Annotated in this window: 17 protein-coding genes and 1 other RNA gene; 16 read left to right on the top strand and 2 right to left on the bottom strand. The window is 63.5% G+C overall.

Translation table 11 applies throughout. From position 1 onward, the window contains the following. Positions 1-30: 30 nt before the first annotated feature. Both AC05QJ_RS26560 and AC05QJ_RS26555 read right to left on the bottom strand, forming a co-directional pair. Positions 31-402 (bottom strand): YraN family protein, encoded by a 372-nt coding sequence (locus AC05QJ_RS26560; RefSeq protein WP_476744197.1) that lies wholly within the window; start codon positions 400-402, stop codon positions 31-33. Then, positions 402-2,216 (bottom strand): penicillin-binding protein activator, encoded by a 1,815-nt coding sequence (locus AC05QJ_RS26555; protein WP_476744196.1) that lies wholly within the window; start codon positions 2,214-2,216, stop codon positions 402-404. Before AC05QJ_RS26555 ends, AC05QJ_RS26560 begins: the two co-directional genes overlap by 1 nt. Positions 2,217-2,399: 183 nt before the next feature. Here AC05QJ_RS26555 and rsmI point away from each other — a divergent pair, with 183 nt between their 5' ends. The 16 genes from rsmI (at position 2,400) to ftsA (ending at position 19,520) form a co-directional block, all read left to right on the top strand. Further along, positions 2,400-3,275, top strand: a complete 876-nt coding sequence (gene rsmI / locus AC05QJ_RS26550; RefSeq protein ID WP_476748013.1) for a 16S rRNA (cytidine(1402)-2'-O)-methyltransferase — start codon at positions 2,400-2,402, stop codon at positions 3,273-3,275. 67 nt (positions 3,276-3,342) lie between these two features. Next, positions 3,343-3,701, top strand: an RNA gene (gene rnpB / locus AC05QJ_RS26545) — RNase P RNA component class A. Between the two features lie 310 nt (positions 3,702-4,011). Beyond that, positions 4,012-4,467: a division/cell wall cluster transcriptional repressor MraZ gene (mraZ, locus tag AC05QJ_RS26540; RefSeq protein ID WP_009396653.1), complete on the top strand. Its 456-nt coding sequence runs from the start codon at positions 4,012-4,014 to the stop codon at positions 4,465-4,467. Continuing rightward, on the top strand, positions 4,464-5,411 hold the full coding sequence (gene rsmH / locus AC05QJ_RS26535; protein WP_476744195.1) for a 16S rRNA (cytosine(1402)-N(4))-methyltransferase RsmH: 948 nt from the start codon (positions 4,464-4,466) through the stop codon (positions 5,409-5,411). Before mraZ ends, rsmH begins: the two co-directional genes overlap by 4 nt. Next, a complete protein-coding gene (ftsL, locus tag AC05QJ_RS26530) occupies positions 5,408-5,701 on the top strand; it encodes a cell division protein FtsL (RefSeq protein ID WP_009396658.1) in 294 nt (97 codons plus the stop codon). Before rsmH ends, ftsL begins: the two co-directional genes overlap by 4 nt. Beyond that, a complete protein-coding gene (locus AC05QJ_RS26525; RefSeq protein ID WP_476748012.1) occupies positions 5,701-7,434 on the top strand; it encodes a peptidoglycan D,D-transpeptidase FtsI family protein in 1,734 nt (577 codons plus the stop codon). Before ftsL ends, AC05QJ_RS26525 begins: the two co-directional genes overlap by 1 nt. After that, positions 7,434-8,897, top strand: coding sequence for a UDP-N-acetylmuramoyl-L-alanyl-D-glutamate--2,6-diaminopimelate ligase (locus AC05QJ_RS26520; RefSeq protein WP_476744194.1), 1,464 nt, complete (start codon positions 7,434-7,436; stop codon positions 8,895-8,897). Before AC05QJ_RS26525 ends, AC05QJ_RS26520 begins: the two co-directional genes overlap by 1 nt. Next, a complete protein-coding gene (locus AC05QJ_RS26515) occupies positions 8,890-10,257 on the top strand; it encodes a UDP-N-acetylmuramoyl-tripeptide--D-alanyl-D-alanine ligase (RefSeq protein ID WP_476744193.1) in 1,368 nt (455 codons plus the stop codon). Before AC05QJ_RS26520 ends, AC05QJ_RS26515 begins: the two co-directional genes overlap by 8 nt. Beyond that, positions 10,257-11,339, top strand: coding sequence for a phospho-N-acetylmuramoyl-pentapeptide-transferase (mraY, locus tag AC05QJ_RS26510; RefSeq protein ID WP_476744192.1), 1,083 nt, complete (start codon positions 10,257-10,259; stop codon positions 11,337-11,339). Before AC05QJ_RS26515 ends, mraY begins: the two co-directional genes overlap by 1 nt. A gap of 5 nt (positions 11,340-11,344) precedes the next feature. Further along, positions 11,345-12,691, top strand: a complete 1,347-nt coding sequence (murD, locus tag AC05QJ_RS26505; RefSeq protein ID WP_476744191.1) for a UDP-N-acetylmuramoyl-L-alanine--D-glutamate ligase — start codon at positions 11,345-11,347, stop codon at positions 12,689-12,691. Beyond that, positions 12,688-13,905 carry a putative lipid II flippase FtsW gene (gene ftsW / locus AC05QJ_RS26500; RefSeq protein ID WP_476744190.1) on the top strand — a complete coding sequence of 406 codons (1,218 nt, stop codon included), beginning with the start codon at positions 12,688-12,690 and terminating at the stop codon, positions 13,903-13,905. The genes murD and ftsW overlap by 4 nt, the downstream gene beginning before the upstream one ends. Further along, positions 13,895-14,974, top strand: a complete 1,080-nt coding sequence (gene murG / locus AC05QJ_RS26495; protein WP_476744189.1) for an undecaprenyldiphospho-muramoylpentapeptide beta-N-acetylglucosaminyltransferase — start codon at positions 13,895-13,897, stop codon at positions 14,972-14,974. Before ftsW ends, murG begins: the two co-directional genes overlap by 11 nt. 28 nt (positions 14,975-15,002) lie before the next feature. Further along, positions 15,003-16,421 carry a UDP-N-acetylmuramate--L-alanine ligase gene (gene murC / locus AC05QJ_RS26490; protein ID WP_476748011.1) on the top strand — a complete coding sequence of 473 codons (1,419 nt, stop codon included), beginning with the start codon at positions 15,003-15,005 and terminating at the stop codon, positions 16,419-16,421. Beyond that, the gene (locus AC05QJ_RS26485; protein WP_476744188.1) at positions 16,418-17,377 is read left to right on the top strand and encodes a D-alanine--D-alanine ligase; all 960 of its coding nucleotides are present in this window, start codon (positions 16,418-16,420) and stop codon (positions 17,375-17,377) included. Before murC ends, AC05QJ_RS26485 begins: the two co-directional genes overlap by 4 nt. A gap of 4 nt (positions 17,378-17,381) precedes the next feature. Beyond that, positions 17,382-18,251, top strand: coding sequence for a cell division protein FtsQ/DivIB (locus AC05QJ_RS26480; protein WP_476744187.1), 870 nt, complete (start codon positions 17,382-17,384; stop codon positions 18,249-18,251). Between the two features lie 15 nt (positions 18,252-18,266). Then, entirely contained in the window at positions 18,267-19,520 is a 1,254-nt protein-coding gene (gene ftsA / locus AC05QJ_RS26475) for a cell division protein FtsA (protein ID WP_009396676.1), read from the top strand. Positions 19,521-19,564: the final 44 nt, after the last annotated feature.

The raw sequence follows: 19,564 nt of genomic DNA, 5'->3' as shown, positions 1-19,564 counted from the left end.
ATGGGTAAAGGCGCGTCCGTCGGAGCGCGGTCAACAGTCGAAGGCATTCTTCAGCCAGTCGAGCGGTTGGCCGCAATGGCCGCTGCCTTGCAGGGCGATGACATCGAAGCGGCAGGGGTGGCTGGCCCAGCGTGACTCCTTCTGCAGGAAGTGCTGCGCAGCGAGTATCAGCTTCTCCTGTTTGCGGGTGTCGACGCTGCCGAGGGCGCCGCCAAAGCCTGCGTGCAGGCGATAACGAACTTCGACGAATACTACTGTATCGCGGTCAAGCATGACCAGATCAAGCTCGCCGCGTTTGCATCGCCAGTTTCGCGCCAGAAGCGACAAACCCTGGGCCAGAAGGTGGTCCAGGGCTTGCTGTTCGGCCGCCGAACCGGCGGCCTGGCGCGAAGGTGGGAGCATCAGCGAGGCGTATCAGGCAGGCGCTTGACCTGGCCTCCAGAGAACTCGGCCCATGGCAACTGGCGTTCGATGCGCTGGCCGGGGTTCATGCTCAGGCTGCCCGAAAGGCCTTCGATGCGGTTGTCCGGCAACGTCTTCAGCTGGCCAAGGCGCGGGGCCAGGCTATAGGCGTCGACGCCCATGGCGTAAAGCCGGCCAAGGCTGCCGGCAGCTTGCGGCCACTGGCGAACGACTTGCTGGCGCAGGCTGTTGCCGCTGTCGAGCAGCCACGGTGTCTCGCAGAAGCGGATGCCGGTCATGTCGTTGTACTGGTTGACGTCACCGCTGGCGCTATAGACGTTGGAGGTCGCGTACACCGGAACATCGCCTGCGTACTGGAAGTTGAGGGTCGGCTTGATCTGCTGGGCTTGCTGCGGGGTGGCTGCAAGGAAGATGAAGTCGATGTCCTGGCGACGCGAGGGCTGCGCGGAAACGTTGCCGCCGACAGTGCTCTGCAGGCTCTTGGCGCGACCTTCGCTCTGGCGAAGCTGGAACAGATCGGCGATCTGCTGGGCGAGGGCCACGGGTTGGGCGATGCGTTCGGCGGCCAGCAGTGTGCCGCCCTGGGCTTCCCAGTCCTGGCGGAAGGCGTTGAGGACGCGATCACCCCATTCGCCGCTCGGCACCAGGGCAACGGCGCGGCGCATGCCATCGGCGTGTGCGCGGCGCGAGACTTCGCGCGCTTCGTCTTCGGCGGCCAGGCCGAACTGGAAGAGTTGCGGCGGAGCACTCTGGCCGGCGTCGCTGTAGTTCAGGGCCAGGGTGGTGATGGGCAGTTGCGGGTAGTTGGCGAGTTGCTTGACCAGGGGCTTCTCCAGCGGGCCGACCACCAGTTGCACGCCTGCGGCCTGGGCCTGACGATAGAAATCGTCGAGAGACGTCAGGCGCGAGCTGTCGAATACCTGGATCGCTGGCGGGTTCTGGCCGGCCTGTTGCGCCTGGAAGTGTGCAGCCATGAAGCCGTCGCGCAGGGCTCGGGCCACCGTGGAGAGCTGGCCTTCCTGAGGCAGCAGCAAGGCGATCTTGCTCAGTGGCTGGCTGGTCAGGCTTTTGAGTTTGACCAGTGGCGATGGCAGTTGCAGAGCGGCGGGGTGATCGGGATGCTGGGCTTTCCAGGTGTCGATGGCGGCTTGCTGCTGCTCCAGGGTGCCGGCGCTCTTCACTGCCAGGGCGAGGCTGGTCCATCCCGCGAGAGTGTCGCTGCCGGTGCTCTGCAACTGGTCGGCCGGCAATGCGGCGATCAGGCTCCAGATGGCGTCGTTGTTGGCACTGGCGGCGTCGGCGCTGAGCAGTGGCGCCAGTGCGATGCGTTCCTGGGCTGCGGCGAGTGTCTGGCCATCGGCTTCGAGGGCGGCGGCATGGACGGCGCGGGTGCGGGCCTGTTGCTCCTGCGGCAGTTCGTTCAGGCGCGCCAGGCTGGGATGGCTGAGGGCCGTCAGGGCTGCCTTGGGCTGGTTGCGGCTCAGGGCCAGTTCCGCGGCCAGGGTGCTGGCGAAGACCTGTTGAGCGGGCTTGAGCGAGTCCAGTTGCACCTGTTCGAGAATACGAGCGGCGCGGGCGGTGTCTTTTTGCCGGTAGGCCTGATCGGCGGCACTCAAGCGAAGCAGGGCAGCCTTCTCGGGTGTCTTGCTGTTGGCGGCCTGTTCGAGCAGTTGCTCGATGCTGGCGTCCGGAGTGCGCGGCAGGTCGCCCAGGCTGGACGAAGGCGAGCTGGCACAGGCTGCCAGCAGGGTAGCGAGGCAGAGGGCTGAGAGCAGCCGCAGGCATGCGATCATGTAGATGTCCTGTTACTCGATCAAGTTAACCTGCGATTGTACCCAAGCACTGGCCGGGGCGCGATCTTGCTGGCGTGAATCCTTCGACAAAGGGCGTAGGAAGATTCGCGTTGACCGGGAAAAGGCACTGTCATGAAGGATCACGCTACAATGTCGCCTTTTCCAAGATGACAGGTGTTCGTTGTGACCCATGCTCCAGGCGCTCCCGTTCCCGCTGCCGGAATCCTTTATGTGGTGGCTACGCCAATCGGCAATCTGGACGACATCAGTGCCCGGGCGCTGAAGGTACTGGCAGAGGTTGCCCTGATTGCGGCGGAGGATACGCGGCATTCGATTCGCCTGTTGCAGCATTTCGGCATCAACACGCCACTGGCGGCCTGTCATGAGCATAACGAGCGTGACGAAGGCGGTCGCTTTCTGTCCCGCTTGCTGGCCGGCGAGAACGTCGCGCTGATCTCCGACGCCGGGACACCGCTGATTTCCGATCCGGGTTACCACCTGGTGCGCCAAGCGCGTGCTGCCGGGATCAGGGTCGCGCCCGTACCCGGTGCCTGCGCGCTGGTGGCGGCGCTGTCTGCGGCGGGGTTGCCGTCGGACCGCTTCATTTTCGAGGGGTTTCTGCCGGCCAAGGCGGCGGGACGCCAGGCGCGCTTGAACCTGCTCAGGGAAGAACCGCGGACTTTGATTTTCTATGAGGCTCCCCACCGGATTCTGGAGTGCCTTCAGGACATGGAGGTTATCTTCGGGGCCGAGCGTCTGGCGGTGCTGGGGCGGGAGTTGACCAAGACCTTCGAGACGCTCAAGGGCTCGCCGCTGAAACAACTGCGCGAGTTCGTGGAGGGTGACAGCAATCAGCAGCGTGGCGAATGCGTGGTTCTGGTGGCGGGATGGACTGCGCCGGAAGACGAGCAGGCCGTCAGTAGCGAAGTGTTGCGCATACTTGATTTGTTGTTGGCCGAGATGCCGCTCAAGCGCGCGGCGGCACTGGCGGCGGAAATTACCGGCGTCCGCAAGAATGTGTTGTATCAAGTGGCATTGGAGAGGCAGAAAAATAAATGATGTCAACATGACATTATTTGCATTGTCACTTGTTCTCCAGGCGCGCTCCCGTTAATCTTTGTCGCGGAGAGTCGATTGGACAGTCGCTGCCTTCTTTTGTTCCGCAAAAGAAGGGGGAGGAAAGTCCGGGCTCCATAGGGCGGAGTGCCAGGTAATGCCTGGGAGGCGCGAGCCTACGGAAAGTGCCACAGAAAACAACCGCCTAAGCACTTCGGTGCCGGTAAGGGTGAAAAGGTGCGGTAAGAGCGCACCGCACGTCTGGTAACAGTTCGTGGCTAGGTAAACCCCACTCGGAGCAAGACCAAATAGGGTTCCATTGGCGCGGCCCGCGTTGGAACCGGGTAGGTTGCTAAAGGCGTCCAGTGATGGCCGCCGTAGAGGAATGACTGTCCTCGACAGAACCCGGCTTACAGATCGACTCTCCACCTCTTTCCCTTCTCTGCTTCATTCGACAGCAGACATCCTTCGGTAATACCAAAAAAGTCTTACTCTTAATAAATCACTTTAACTTTGAACGCTATTCGTTTGAATGAGCTGGCTTTTGTCCGCTGGAAATCCCTCTGAATTACCCCGTTGTCTGCCCTTGTTACGCTAAATCGCCGATCTGTAAGGGTTTTCCTTATAGGCGCGCCTTGACGGTGCGGTGGGCGGATTCCTATAGTGTGCGCAAGTGGCAGAAAGTGGCATGAAGTGGGTTTTCAAGCACAAGAAAGCTAACATTTAGGGAATCGCAGCCGTGTTTCGCGGAGCAAACGCTATCAACCTCGACGCCAAGGGCCGTCTCGCAATGCCGAGCCGGTACCGTGACGAGCTTGATTCGCGCAGCTCGGGACAATTGATCGTGACGATCGATGCAGTCGATCCCTGTTTATGTGTGTATCCGCTCGATGAGTGGGAGTTGATCGAGGCCAAGCTGCGCGCCTTGCCGTCATTACGCGAAGAAAACCGTCGCCTGCAGCGTTTGCTGATCGGCAATGCGGTGGACCTGGAGCTCGATGGCAGCGGGCGTTTTCTGGTTCCGCCGCGTTTGCGTGAGTACGCGAAGCTGGACAAGCGGGCGATGCTGGTAGGCCAGCTCAATAAATTCCAACTGTGGGACGAGGATGCCTGGAACGCTGTTTCCGCAGCTGACCTTGCAGCCATTCAACAACCGGGCGCCATGCCCGACGAACTGCGTGATTTGATCCTGTGACTATAGATAGCGTTTTTAACCACATCACCGTGCTACTGGACGAAGCCGTGGAGGCTCTTTCGGTGCGCGCCGATGGCTGCTATCTGGATGGCACCTTTGGTCGTGGCGGGCACAGTCGGTTGATTCTGAAAAGCCTCGGGCCCGATGGCCGGCTTCTAGGCTTCGACAAGGATCCTCAAGCGATTGCCACGGGGCAAGCGCTGGCGGCCGAAGACGGCCGCTTTGTCATTGTGCAGCGCAGTTTTGCCGAGCTTGGATCCGAAGTGGCCGAGCGCGGCCTGGCGGGCAAGGTCAGCGGCGTGCTGTTCGACCTGGGCGTGTCTTCGCCGCAACTCGACGATCCCCAACGCGGTTTCAGCTTCCTCAATGACGGTCCGCTGGACATGCGAATGGATCCGGATCGCGGTATCAGCGCTGCCGAATTCATCGCTACCGCGCCGGAAGAGGAAATCGCACGCGTCTTCAAAGAGTACGGTGAGGAGCGCTTCGCCAAGCGCATGGCGCGTGCGGTAGTGCTGCGCCGCGAAGAACAGCCGTTCACCCGTACGGCCGATCTGGCCGAAGTGCTCAAGGTCGCCAACCCGGCCTGGGAAAAAGGCAAGAACCCTGCAACCCGCGCCTTCCAGGGGCTGCGCATCCACGTCAACAACGAGCTGGGCGATCTCGAGGTCGGCCTGCAGGCGGCGCTCGATGCGCTGGAAGTCGGTGGTCGTCTGGCTGTGATCAGCTTCCACTCCCTCGAAGACCGTATCGTCAAACTGTTCATGCGCAAGCTGGCCAAGGGCGAAGCGGACAACCTGCCGCGTAACCTGCCGGTTCAACACACCCCGTTCGAACCGAAAATCAGGCTGATCGGCAAGGCCCAGTTTGCTTCCGACGCCGAGCTCAAGGCCAATCCACGGTCGCGCAGTGCGGTCATGCGCGTGGCGGAGAAGCTGCGGTGAGCAGGCTCTATGCCAAACCCCTGCCGGGCGGGAGCTTCCTGATGCTCCTGCTATTCATTGGCGTGCTCGTTTCCTCGGTGGCGGTGTCCTACAGCGCCCACTGGAACCGGCAATTGCTCAATACCCTCTATGGCGAGCTCAACGAGCGCGACAAGGCTCAGGCCGAGTGGGGCCGGCTGATTCTCGAGCAGAGCACCTGGACGGCGCACAGCCGCATCGAAAACCTGGCCAGTGAACAACTGAAAATGCGCATTCCGGCCGCCGATGAAGTGCGGATGGTGGCGCCATGATGAAGCTCGAGGGCGCCCTCTACCCCTGGCGCTTCCGGGTCGTGCTCGGCTTGCTGGCATTGATGGTGGGCGCTATCGCCTGGCAGATCATCGACCTGCAGGTGGTCGATCGCGACTTCCTGAAAAGCCAGGGCGACGCCCGCAGCATGCGGCACATTCCCATTCCCGCGCACCGCGGCCTGATCACGGACCGCAACGGCGAGCCCCTGGCCGTCAGTACGCCAGTGACCACGCTGTGGGCCAACCCCAAGGAAATGCAGGCGTCCAAGGAGCGCTGGCCGGCCCTGGCCGTAGCGCTGGGGCAGAACCCCAAGCAACTGGCCGAGCGGCTCGAGCAGCAGGCAAGCAAAGAGTTCATCTATCTGGTCCGTGGCCTGACCCCGGAACAGGGCCAGGTCGTGCTTGACCTGAAAGTCCCCGGTGTCTATGGCATCGAGGAATTCCGTCGCTTCTATCCCGCGGGAGACGTGGCGGCGCACATGGTCGGATTCACCGACCTCGACGACCACGGTCGCGAGGGGGTCGAGCTCGCCTACGATGAGTGGCTGGCCGGCGTGCCCGGCAAGCGGCAGGTGATCAAGGACCGGCGAGGCCGCTTGATCAAGGATGTCCAGGTTACCAAGAACGCCAAGGCCGGGAAGACCTTGGCGTTGTCGATCGACCTGCGCCTGCAGTATCTCGCCACCCGCGAGTTGCGCAATGCCATCGCCGAGCAGGAGGCCAAGGCTGGCAGTCTGGTCATCATGGACGTCAAGACCGGCGAAGTCCTGGCCATGGTCAACCAGCCGACCTACAACCCCAACAACCGGCGCAGCATGTTCCCGGCTGCGATGCGCAACCGGGCGATCATCGATGTCTTCGAGCCAGGCTCGACGGTCAAGCCGCTGTCCATGAGTGCCGCCTTGCAGAGCGGGCGCTGGAAGCCGACCGACAAGGTCGAGGTCTACCCGGGCACCTTGCAACTGGGGCGTTACACCATTCGTGACGTGTCCAAGACCGAAGGTCCGATCCTCGACCTGACCGGCATTCTGATCAACTCCAGTAACGTGGGGATGTCCAAGATCGCTTTCGATATCGGTGGCGAAGCCATTTATCGCGTGATGGCGCAGTTGGGGCTTGGTCAGTACACCGGCCTGGGCTTCCCGGGCGAGCGCGTGGGCAACCTGCCGAACCATCGTGAATGGCGCAAGGCCGAGACCGCTACCCTTTCCTATGGTTACGGCGTATCGGTTACCGCATTGCAGTTGGTGCATGCCTACGCCGCACTGGCCAACGACGGCAAGATGGTGCCGCTGAGCATTCTCAAGGTGGACAAGGCGCCCGAATCTACCCAGGTGGTGCCAAAGGAAACTGCCGAAACCATCCAGCAGATGTTGCAGCAGGTGATCGAAGCGCCGCGTGGCGTGTTCCGCGCCCAGGTGCCGTCCTACCACGTTGCCGGCAAGTCGGGTACCGCCCGTAAGGCCACCATCGGCTCCAAGGGCTACACCGAGAACGCCTACCGCTCGCTGTTCGCTGGCTTCGGCCCCATGAGCGATCCGCGCTACGCGATCGTCGTGGTGATCGATGAGCCGAGCAAGGGCGGCTACTTTGGCGGCCTCGTTTCCGCGCCTGTCTTCAGCAAGGTCATGTCCGGCACCCTGCGCCTGATGAACGTTCCGCCGGATAACCTGCCGGCACCCGTACCCCAGCAGCAAGCCGACGCTGCGCCCGCCAAAGGAGGGCGTGGTTGATGACGATGCCACTGAGCAAACTGTTCGCCAACGCCAGCAGCGATCCCTTGATTCGCGAGCTGACCCTGGACAGCCGCAACGTACGTGCCGGTGATCTGTTCCTGGCAGTGCCCGGGGCCAGGGTCGACGGACGCGAGCATATCGCCGATGCTCTGAAGCGGGGGGCGGCTGCGGTCGCCTATGAAGTGGAAGGCGCCACCGTGCTGCCCATCACCAACGCTCCGCTGATTCCGGTGAAGGGCCTGATCGGCCAGCTCTCGGAAATCGCTGGCCGGTTCTACGGCGAGCCTAGCCGCCTGCTGGATCTGGTTGGCGTGACGGGGACCAATGGCAAGACCAGTGTCACGCAACTGGTCGCCCAGGCGCTCGACCTGCTGGGTCAACACTGCGGCCTGATCGGAACCCTCGGCACCGGATTCTATGGCGCACTGGAAAGCGGGCGACTGACCACGCCCGATCCGCTCGCCGTGCAGTCGACACTGAACAATCTGCAGAAGTCCGGCGCGCGCGCCGTGGCCATGGAAGTTTCTTCCCATGCGCTGGAGCAGGGTCGGGTGGCTGCGCTGGCGTTCGATATCGTGGTCATGACCAACCTGTCTCGCGATCACCTCGACTATCACGGCAGCATGGAGGCCTACAAGGCCGCCAAGGCGCGCCTGTTCGACTGGCCCAACCTGCGTTGCCGCGTGGTCAATCTGGATGACGACTTCGGTCGTGAACTGGCCGCGCAGGCGGGCGAGTCCCGTGTCATCAGCTACAGCCTGAGCGATCCCGAGGCCACCCTGTACTGCCGCGAGGCCACCTTCGATGACGACGGTGTGCGCGCCGTGCTGGTGACGCCACAAGGCGAACACATGCTGCGCAGCCGTCTGCTGGGTCGCTTCAACCTGAGCAATATGCTGGCGGCGGTCGGCACTTTGCTGGCGATGGAGCACCCGCTCGACGAGATCCTCAAGGTGACCGCGAAGCTGGAAGGCCCGATCGGGCGCATGCAGCGCCTGGGGGGCGGTGACAAGCCGCTGGTGGTGGTCGATTACGCGCACACGCCAGATGCGCTGGAAAAAGTGCTGCAGGCCCTGCGCCCCCACGCGAAGGGGCAACTGGCCTGCCTCTTCGGCTGTGGCGGCGATCGCGACCGTGGCAAGCGTCCGCTGATGGCGGAAATGGCCGAGCGACTGGCCGATCGGGTGATTGTCACCGATGACAACCCACGCACCGAGGATCCACTGGTGATCTTCGAGGATATTCGTCCCGGCTTTGCCGATCCCGATGCCGTGACCTTCATTTCCGGCCGGGGCGATGCGATTGCCCGGGCGATTGCCGATGCCACTGTGGACGACGTGATCGTGCTGGCAGGGAAAGGGCATGAGGACTACCAGGAAATAAACGGTCAGCGGCACGATTTCTCCGATCTCGTCGAAGCCGAAAAGGCGCTTGCAGTCTGGGAGGCTTCTCATGCTTGAACCCCTTTCCCTCAGCCAGCTCACCGGGCCATTGCAAGGTCGCGTGGTGGGGGGCGATGCACGCTTCGATGGCGTCAGCATCGACAGCCGCAAGATTGCGCCCGGCCAGTTGTTCGTGGCGCTGACCGGACCGCGTTTCGATGGGCATGACTACCTCGACGAAGTGGCCGCCAAGGGCGCAGTGGCGGCGTTGGTCGAGCGTGAAGTGCCAGGTGCGAAATTGCCGCAATTGGTAGTGGCCGATACCCGTGTCGCTCTGGGGCAATTGGGCGCGCTGAATCGTCGCGCCTTCACGTCCCCGGTGGCGGCGATCACTGGCTCCAGTGGCAAGACGACGGTCAAGGAGATGCTTGCGAGCATTCTGGCGACCCGCGGGCCGGTCCTGGTCACCCGGGGCAATCTGAACAATGACCTCGGTGCGCCGCTGACCCTGCTGGAACTTGCGCCGCAGCACACTGCGGCGGTCATCGAGCTGGGTGCCAACCATGTCGGCGAAATTCGCTACACCGTCGGCCTGACCAAACCTCAGGTGGCCCTGATCAACAATGCGGGTACCGCTCATGTGGGCGAGTTCGGCGGGCCGGAGAAGATTGTCGAAGCCAAGGGCGAGATCCTCGAAGGTCTGGAAGAGGGCGGCACTGCGGTATTGAATCTGGACGACAAGGCCTTTGGCACATGGAAACGCCGCGCCGGTAATCATGCGCTGCTGACCTTCGCCCTGAGCGATACCGCTGCCGATTTCCACGCCAGCGACCTCCGCCAGGACGAGCGCGGCTGCCCCTCTTTCATCCTGCATTCGCCAAAAGGCAGCGTGCCCATCCAGCTCAACCTGCTGGGCACTCACAACATTGCCAACGCCCTGGCCGCCGCCGCCGCCGCCCATGCCTTCGGTGTGTCGCTGGAAGGCATCGCCGAAGGGCTGAACACCGTGCAGCCGGTCAAGGGGCGCAGTGTGGCGCAGATGACCGACAAGGGTGTGCGCGTCATCGATGACACTTACAACGCAAACCCCACCTCTATGTGCGCGGCCGTTGATATACTCGCCGGCTTTTCCGGTCGCACCGTCCTGGTGCTCGGGGATATCGGCGAGTTGGGCCAGTGGGCCGAGGAAGGTCACCGCCAGGTCGGGGACTACGCCAGAGACAAGGTGTCCGCGCTGTATGCCGTAGGTCCGATGATGGCCCACGCGGTCCAGGCATTTGGCAAGAATGCCCGCCATTTCGCAAATCAAGCTGACCTGATCGACGCCGTTCGCGACGAGCAGGCCACCAACACCACTATTTTGATCAAGGGTTCGCGCAGCGCTGCGATGGAAAACGTCGTGGCGGCTTTGTGTGGTTCCAGCGGGGAGAAACATTAATGCTGCTGCTGTTGGCTGAGTATCTGCAACAGTTCTACAAAGGCTTCGCGGTCTTCCAGTACCTGACCCTGCGCGGGATCCTGGGCGTACTGACCGCGCTGTCGCTGGCCCTGTGGCTGGGGCCCTGGATGATCCGTACCCTGCAGATCCGCCAGATCGGCCAGGCGGTCCGTAACGACGGGCCGCAATCGCACCTGTCCAAGTCCGGCACCCCGACCATGGGCGGCGCACTGATTCTTTCCGCCATCGGCGTGAGCACTTTGCTCTGGGCCGACCTGAGCAATCGCTATGTCTGGGTGGTGTTGATCGTCACCCTGCTGTTCGGCGCCATCGGCTGGGTCGACGACTACCGCAAGGTGATCGAGAAGAACTCCCGCGGCCTGCCGAGCCGCTGGAAGTATTTCTGGCAATCGGTGTTCGGTCTGGGTGCCGCCATCTTCCTGTACATGACCGCACCGACCAGCGTGGAAACCACCCTGATCGTGCCGATGCTCAAGGATGTCACCCTTCCGCTGGGCATCGGCTTCGTGGTGCTGACCTATTTCGTTATCGTCGGCTCGAGCAACGCGGTCAACCTGACCGACGGTCTCGATGGCCTGGCGATCCTGCCGACCGTGCTGGTGGGCGGTGCCCTGGGCATCTTCTGCTACCTGTCGGGCAACGTGAAATTCGCTGAATACCTGTTGATTCCTTATGTGCCGGGCTCGGGCGAGCTGATCGTGTTCTGCGGTGCGCTGATCGGCGCCGGCCTCGGTTTCCTCTGGTTCAACACCTACCCGGCCCAGGTTTTCATGGGTGATGTCGGCGCACTGGCACTGGGTGCAGCGCTGGGCACCATCGCCGTGATCGTCCGCCAGGAAATCGTTCTGTTCATCATGGGCGGCGTGTTCGTCATGGAAACCCTGTCGGTGGTGATCCAGGTCGCCTCCTTCAAGCTGACCGGCAAGCGCGTGTTCCGCATGGCGCCGATCCATCACCACTTTGAACTCAAGGGCTGGCCCGAGCCGCGTGTGATTGTCCGTTTCTGGATCATCACCGTGGTACTGGTGCTGATTGGCCTCGCCACCCTGAAACTGAGGTAGAACGCGTGTCACTGATCGCATCTGACCACTTCCGCATCATTGTCGGCCTCGGCAAGAGCGGCATGTCCCTGGTTCGCTTCCTGGCGAACCGGGGCGTTGCGTTTGCGGTGGCCGATACCCGCGAAAATCCGCCGGAGCTGGAAACCCTGCGCCGTGATTACCCGCAGGTCGAAGTGCGCTGTGGCGAGCTGGATGTGGAATTCCTCTGCCGTGCCGACGAGCTGTATGTCAGCCCCGGCCTGGCGCTGGCCACCCCGGCCTTGCAGCAGGCCGCCGCGCGTGGCGTGAAACTGTCCGGTGATATCGAACTGTTCGCCCGCAACGCCAAGGCGCCGATCGTCGCCATCAGTGGTTCCAACGCCAAGAGCACCGTGACCACCCTGGTGGGCGAGATGGCTGCGGCTGCGGGCAAGCGTGTGGCGGTGGGCGGCAACCTCGGCACGCCAGCGCTGGACCTGCTCAGCGATGACGTCGAGCTGTACGTGCTGGAACTGTCGAGCTTCCAGCTGGAAACCACCGATCAGCTCAACGCTGAGGTCGCGACGGTTCTCAACGTCAGCGAAGACCACATGGACCGCTACAGTGGCCTGCCGGCCTATCACCTGGCCAAGCACCGGATCTTCCGTGGCGCACGCCAGGTGGTGGTGAACCGCCAGGACGCCCTGAGCCGGCCGATGCCGATCGAGGGCCAGCCATGCTGGACTTTCGGTCTGAACAAGCCGGACTTCAAGGCTTTCGGCCTGCGCGAAGAAGACGGCGAGAAATACCTCGCGTTCGAGTTCCAGAACCTCATGCCGGTGCGCGAACTGAAGATTCGCGGCGCCCACAACCAGTCCAACGCCCTGGCGGCATTGGCGCTGGGGCATGCTGTCGGCCTGCCGTTCGACGCCATGCTGGACAGCCTGCGCAGCTTCGGCGGCCTCGCCCATCGTTGCCAATGGGTACGCGAGCGCAACGAAGTGAACTGGTACGACGACTCCAAGGCCACCAACGTCGGTGCGGCCCTGGCTGCCATCGAAGGCCTGGGTGCGGATATCGACGGCAAGCTGGTGCTGATCGCCGGCGGTGATGGCAAGGGCGCCGATTTCTCGGCGCTGCGCGCCCCGATCGCGGCCCATTGCCGTGCCGTCGTATTGCTCGGCCGTGACGCCGAACTGATTGCCCAGGTTCTGGGGGACAGCGTGCCGCTGGTGCGCGTGCAGACCCTCGACGAAGCCGTGCAGCGCTGTGCCGAACTGGCCCAGCCTGGCGACGCAGTGTTGCTGTCCCCGGCCTGCGCCAGCCTCGACATGTTCAAGAACTTCGAAGAGCGTGGGCGCCTGTTCGCCCAGGCCGTGGGAGGGCTGGCATGATCTTCGGCGCCATCAAGCCCTACCCGTCGCCGCTGATCAGTGGCCGTGGCATCGACCTGGACTTCCCGTTCCTGGTCGGCTGCCTGGCGTTGCTCGGGCTGGGCCTGGTGATGATCACCTCGGCGTCCTCGGAAGTGGCCGCAGCGCAGTCGGGCAACCCGCTCTACCACATGATCCGCCACCTCATTTATGTGGGGCTTGGCGTAGGTGCGTGCATCGTCACCATGATGGTGCCGATCTCCACCTGGCAGCGCATGGGCTTCCTCATGCTGATCGGTGCGTTCGGCCTGTTGGTCGCGGTACTGATCCCCGGCATCGGCCGTGAAGTGAACGGTTCGATGCGCTGGATCGGCTTCAGCTTCTTCAACGTCCAGCCGTCGGAAATCGCCAAGGTCTTCGTGGTGGTCTACCTCGCCGGTTACCTGGTGCGGCGCCAGCAGGAAGTGCGCGAGAGCTGGATGGGCTTCTTCAAGCCATTCATCGTCCTGCTGCCCATGGCCGGCCTGCTGCTGATGGAGCCGGACTTCGGTGCCACCGTGGTCATGATGGGGTCGGCGGCAGCGATGCTGTTCCTCGGCGGGGTGGGGCTGTTCCGCTTCGGCCTGATGGTGGTGCTGGCCGTGGGCGCGGTGTTCGTGCTGGTGCAGGCACAACCGTACCGGATGGCCCGACTGATCACCTTTACCGACCCCTGGTCCGACCAGTTCGGTTCCGGCTACCAGTTGACCCAGGCGCTGATCGCCTTCGGGCGCGGCGAATGGTTCGGCGTTGGCCTGGGCAACAGCGTGCAGAAACAGTTCTACCTGCCGGAAGCGCACACCGACTTCGTGTTCTCGGTACTTGCCGAAGAGCTGGGCGTGGTCGGTTCGCTGCTGACCCTTGCGCTGTTCGTGTTCGTCACCGTGCGGGCTCTGTACATCGGTCTGTGGGCCGAGAAAGCCAAGCAGTTCTTCGCCGCCTATGTGGCTTTCGGCCTGGCGTTCCTGTGGATCGGCCAGTTCCTCATCAATATCGGGGTGAACGTCGGCCTGTTGCCGACCAAGGGTTTGACCCTGCCATTCCTCAGCTATGGCGGCAGTTCCCTGGTGATCTGCTGTGCCTGCGTGGGGCTATTGCTGCGCATCGAATGGGAGAGCCGCACGCACCTGGGCAGCGAAGAGCACGAATTCGACGAAAACGATTTTGCCGAGGAGCCGAATCATCATGGCCGCTGACGGCAAGAACGTATTGATCATGGCCGGCGGAACCGGCGGCCATGTGTTCCCGGCACTGGCCTGTGCCCGGGAATTCCAGGCGCGCGGCTACACCGTGCACTGGCTGGGAACGCCCCGCGGCATCGAGAACGAACTGGTGCCCCAGGCGGGTCTGCAACTGCACCTGATCAACGTCACCGGCCTGCGCGGCAAGAGCAAGCTGTCGTTGCTCAAGGCGCCGTTCACCCTGGTCAAGGCGGTGCTGCAGGCGCGCCGGATCATTCGTCAGCTCAAGCCGGTCTGCGTGATCGGTTTCGGTGGCTACGTGACCGGTCCTGGCGGCGTGGCCGCGAAGCTGTCCGGTGTGCCGGTGGTGATCCACGAGCAGAACGCTCGCGCCGGTACCGCCAACCGAATGCTGGTACCGCTGGCCGGTCGTGTCTGTGAAGCGTTCCCGGACACCTTCGGCAGCAGTGACAAGCGTCGCACCACCGGCAATCCGGTGCGCAGCGAACTGTTCCTGGAGCCTGCACGCGAATCCCTTGCCGGGCGCCGTGCACGGCTGCTGGTGCTGGGCGGAAGCCTGGGGGCCGAGCCGCTGAACAAGCTGTTGCCACAGGCGCTGGCACTGGTGCCGGAAGCGATCCGGCCCGAGGTGTTCCACCAGGCCGGCAGGAATCACGACCAGATCACCGCCCAGCGTTATCGCGAAGCGGGGATCGAGGCTCAGGTAGAGCCCTTTATCAAGGATATGGCCCAGGCCTATGGCTGGGCCGACCTGGTGGTGTGCCGCGCAGGCGCGCTGACCGTCAGCGAACTGGCGGCGGCTGGCTTGCCCTCGATGCTGGTGCCCTTGCCCCATGCGATCGACGACCACCAGACCCACAACGCCCATTATCTGGCTCGCGAAGGCGCCGCCTTCCTGATGCCGCAAGCGACAACTGGCGCAGCGCAGCTCGCTGAACGCCTGAACGAGGTGCTGATGCAACCGGAAAAACTCGACACCATGGCCGCCACCGCACGGCGGCTGGCCAAACCTGCTGCAACCCGCACCGTGGTCGATATCTGCCTGGAGGTGGCCCGTGGTTGAGAACCAGAAAGCCATTCCCCAACCCGAAATGCGCCGTATCCGCCGCATCCACTTCGTCGGTATCGGCGGCGTGGGCATGTGCGGTATCGCCGAAGTGCTGCTGAACCTGGGCTACCAGGTCTCCGGTTCAGACCTCAAGGACTCGCCCGTGACCGAGCGGCTGAAGTCCTTTGGCGCCGAGATCTTCATCGGCCACCGTGCCGAGAACGCTGCCAGTGCCGATGTACTGGTGGTGTCCAGTGCCATCAATACTGCCAACCCGGAAGTGGCCACAGCACTGGAGCGTCGTATTCCCGTGGTGCCGCGTGCCGAGATGCTCGCCGAGCTGATGCGCTACCGTCACGGCATTGCCGTCGCCGGTACCCATGGCAAGACCACCACCACCAGCCTGCTGGCCTCGGTGTTCGCCGCGGGTGGCCTGGACCCGACGTTCGTCATCGGCGGCCGCCTGAATGCCGCGGGCACCAATGCCCAGCTCGGCACCAGCCGCTACCTGATTGCCGAAGCCGACGAAAGCGATGCCAGCTTCCTGCACCTGCAGCCGCTGGTGGCGGTCGTTACCAACATCGACGCCGACCACATGGCGACCTACGAAGGCGACTTCAACAAGCTGAAGAAGACCTTCGTCGAGTTTCTCCACAACCTGCCGTTCTACGGGCTGGCCGTGGTCTGCCTGGACGATCCGGTGGTGCGCGAGATCCTGCCGCTGGTCAAGCGTCCGGCCGTGACCTACGGCTTCAGCGAAGAAGCCGACGTGCGTGCCATCAACGCGCGCCAGTCGGGCATGCAGACCCACTTCACCGTGCTGCGCCGCGACCGCGAGCCGCTGGACGTGTCGGTGAACATGCCGGGCAACCACAACGTGCTCAACGCGCTGGCGACCATCGCCATCGCTACCGATGAGGGCATCAGCGATGACGCCATCGTCCAGGGGCTGTCCGGCTTCCAGGGCGTCGGTCGACGCTTCCAGGTGTACGGCGAGCTGCCGGTGGAAGGCGGCAATGTGATGCTGGTGGACGACTACGGACATCACCCGACCGAAGTCGCGGCGGTGATCAAGGCCGTTCGCGGTGGCTGGCCTGAGCGCCGACTGGTGATGGTCTACCAGCCGCACCGTTACAGCCGCACCCGCGACCTGTACGACGATTTCGTCCAGGTATTGGCCGATGCCAACGTGCTGCTGCTGATGGAGGTCTACCCGGCCGGCGAAGAGCCGATCCCGGGCGCCGACAGTCGCCAGCTCTGCCACAGCATTCGTCAGCGCGGCCAGCTCGACCCGATCTACATCGAGCGTGGCATCGAATTGGCGCCGCTGGTCAAGCCGCTGCTGCGCGCCGGTGACATTCTGCTTTGCCAGGGCGCCGGTGATATCGGCGGGCTGGCGCCACAACTGTTGAAAAGTCCGTTGTTCGCTGGTGCGGTCGCCAGTCAGGGGAAATCGAAATGACTGCTGAAGCCTACGCCAAGCTGCATTCAACCCTCGCGCCGAAAGACTTCGGTCGCGTTGCCGTGCTCTACGGCGGCAAGAGCGCCGAGCGGGAAGTCTCGCTCAAGTCCGGCGCCGCGGTGATCGAGGCGCTGCAGAGCGCCGGCGTCGACGTGGTCGCCATCGACGTTGGCGATGATCTGCTGACCCGCCTGCAGAGCGAAAAGATCGACCGCGCCTTCATCATCCTCCACGGCCGTGGCGGTGAAGACGGCAGCATGCAGGGCCTGCTGGAGTGCCTGGGCATTCCCTACACCGGCAGCGGCATCCTCGCCTCGGCCCTGGCGATGGACAAGCTGCGCACCAAGCAAGTCTGGCAAAGCCTGGGCATTTCCACGCCGCGTCACGCCGTGCTGGCCAGTGAAGCCGACTGTATTTCTGCGGGCGCGGAACTGGGCTTCCCGTTGATCGTCAAACCGGCCCATGAAGGTTCCAGTATCGGTATGGCGAAAGTGAACAGCGTCGACGAGTTGGTCGCCGCGTGGAAGGACGCCGCCACCTACGATTCGCAAGTGTTGGTCGAGCAATGGATCCGGGGTCCCGAGTTCACCGTCGCGGTGCTGCGTGACCAGGTCCTGCCGCCCATTGCGCTGGGCACCCCGCATGCGTTCTACGACTACGACGCCAAGTACCTGGCTTCCGATACCCAGTACCGGATTCCATGCGGCCTGGACGCGGCCAAGGAACAGGAACTGATCGACCTCACCGCCCGCGCCTGCGAAGCCATCGGCATCGCCGGCTGGGGCCGGGTGGATGTGATGCAGGACGAGCAGGGCCGGTTCTGGCTGCTCGAAGTCAATACCGCACCAGGCATGACCGACCATAGCCTGGTGCCCATGGCGGCACGTGCGGCCGGCCTCGATTTCCAGCAGTTGGTGCTGGCGATCCTGGCGGCCAGTGTCGAGGCGCGAGGTTAAGCCCATGCAAGGCGCGATGTTACGTCATCAGCAACCCGCCACCGGCCGCAACAAGCCGGTGCCGCGTGGTGCCAGCCGGATGGTGGCCAAGGAGCCACTGTCGGCGCGCCTGCCCAAGCCGAGCTTCAGCGTCTTCAAGCGACTGTTGTGGCCGGTCCTGCTGGTCGCGGCGGGTTTCGGCGCCTACGAAGGTGCGCAGCGGCTGATGCCGTACGCCGACCGGCCGATCACCAAGATCGCCGTACAGGGCGACCTCAGCTACATCAGCCAGCAGGCGGTGCAGCAGCGAATCGCGCCCTATGTGGCAGCGAGCTTCTTCACCGTCGACCTGGCGAGCATGCGGACCGAGCTGGAGCAGATGCCCTGGATCGCCCACGCCGAAGTGCGCCGGGTGTGGCCGGACGAGGTGGTGATCCGCCTCGAGGAACAACTGCCGGTGGCGCGCTGGGGAGAGGATGCCTTGCTCAACAACCAGGGCCAGGCCTTCACCCCGCGCGAGCTGGCGAACTACGAGCACCTGCCGCAGCTGTTCGGGCCGCAGCGGGCTCAGCAACAAGTGATGCAGCAATACCAGGTACTGAACCAGATGCTGCGTCCCCTGGGCTTTTCGATCGCCCGTCTGGAACTGCGCGAGCGTGGCAGCTGGTTCCTGACTACTGGCGCCGGCAGTGCCGGGCCAGGCATCGAATTGCTGTTGGGGCGTGACCATCTGGTGGAAAAGATGCGCCGCTTCATTGCCATTTATAACAAGACGCTCAAAGAACAGATCACGAACATCGCCCGCATCGATCTGCGCTATGCCAATGGCCTTGCCGTTGGCTGGCGGGAACCGATTGCAACGCCTGCGGCCCAACCCGCCGTAGCGAAGAATTAGAGAGAGGCAGGACCCATGGCAAACGCGCATAGCGGCAAAATGATCGTCGGGCTGGATATCGGCACGTCCAAGGTGGTTGCACTGGTGGGCGAAGTCGCCGCCGACGGCACGCTGGAAATCGTCGGTATCGGCACGCACCCATCGCGCGGGTTGAAAAAAGGCGTGGTGGTGAACATCGAATCCACCGTGCAGTCGATCCAGCGCGCTGTCGAAGAGGCGCAGCTGATGGCCGGCTGCCGCATCCACTCGGCCTTCGTCGGGGTGGCCGGCAATCACATCCGCAGCCTGAACTCCCACGGCATCGTCGCGATCCGTGATCGCGAAGTCAGCACCGCCGACCTCGAGCGGGTTCTGGACGCGGCGCAGGCCGTGGCCATTCCCGCCGACCAGCGCGTGCTGCACACCCTGCCGCAGGACTACGTGATCGACAACCAGGAAGGCGTGCGCGAGCCCCTGGGCATGTCTGGCGTGCGTCTGGAAGCCAAGGTGCACGTAGTGACCTGCGCGGTGAACGCGGCGCAGAACATCGAGAAGTGCGTGCGTCGCTGTGGCCTGGAAATCGACGACATCATTCTCGAACAACTGGCCTCGGCGTATTCCGTGCTGACCGACGACGAGAAAGAGCTGGGCGTGTGCCTGGTGGACATCGGTGGCGGCACCACCGACATCGCGATCTTCACCGAGGGCGCGATCCGTCACACCGCAGTGATCCCGATCGCTGGCGACCAGGTCACCAACGACATTGCCATGGCCCTGCGCACGCCGACCCAGTACGCCGAGGAAATCAAGATCCGCTACGCCTGCGCCCTGGCCAAGCTGGCCGGTGCCGGCGAGACCATCAAGGTGCCGAGTGTCGGCGACCGTCCACCGCGCGAACTGTCGCGCCAGGCCCTGGCCGAGGTGGTCGAGCCGCGTTACGACGAACTCTTCACCCTGATCCAGGCCGAGCTGCGTCGCAGCGGTTACGAGGATCTGGTTCCAGCCGGCATCGTTCTCACCGGCGGTACCTCGAAGATGGAAGGTGCGGTGGAGCTTGCCGAGGAAATCTTCCACATGCCGGTACGCCTGGGCGTGCCGCACAGCGTTCGCGGCCTGAGCGATGTGGTCCGCAACCCGATTTATTCCACTGGCGTGGGTCTGCTGACCTACGGCCTGCAGAAGCAGTCCGACGGCGTGCCTGTGCCAGGTATCAGAAACGACAGCTATGGCGATGAACCAAAGGCCCCTGTGCTTGAGCGTTTCAAGCGTTGGGTCCAGGGCAACTTTTAAGTTTCAAAGCAGTAGTGGTAGGCGCAAAAACTAGAGAAATGAAA

It is taken from the genome of Pseudomonas sp. TUM25319, from assembly GCF_056388475.1.
The sequence above is the reverse complement of the archived record's forward strand: the minus strand, read 5'-3'. Positions and strand labels throughout refer to the sequence as shown.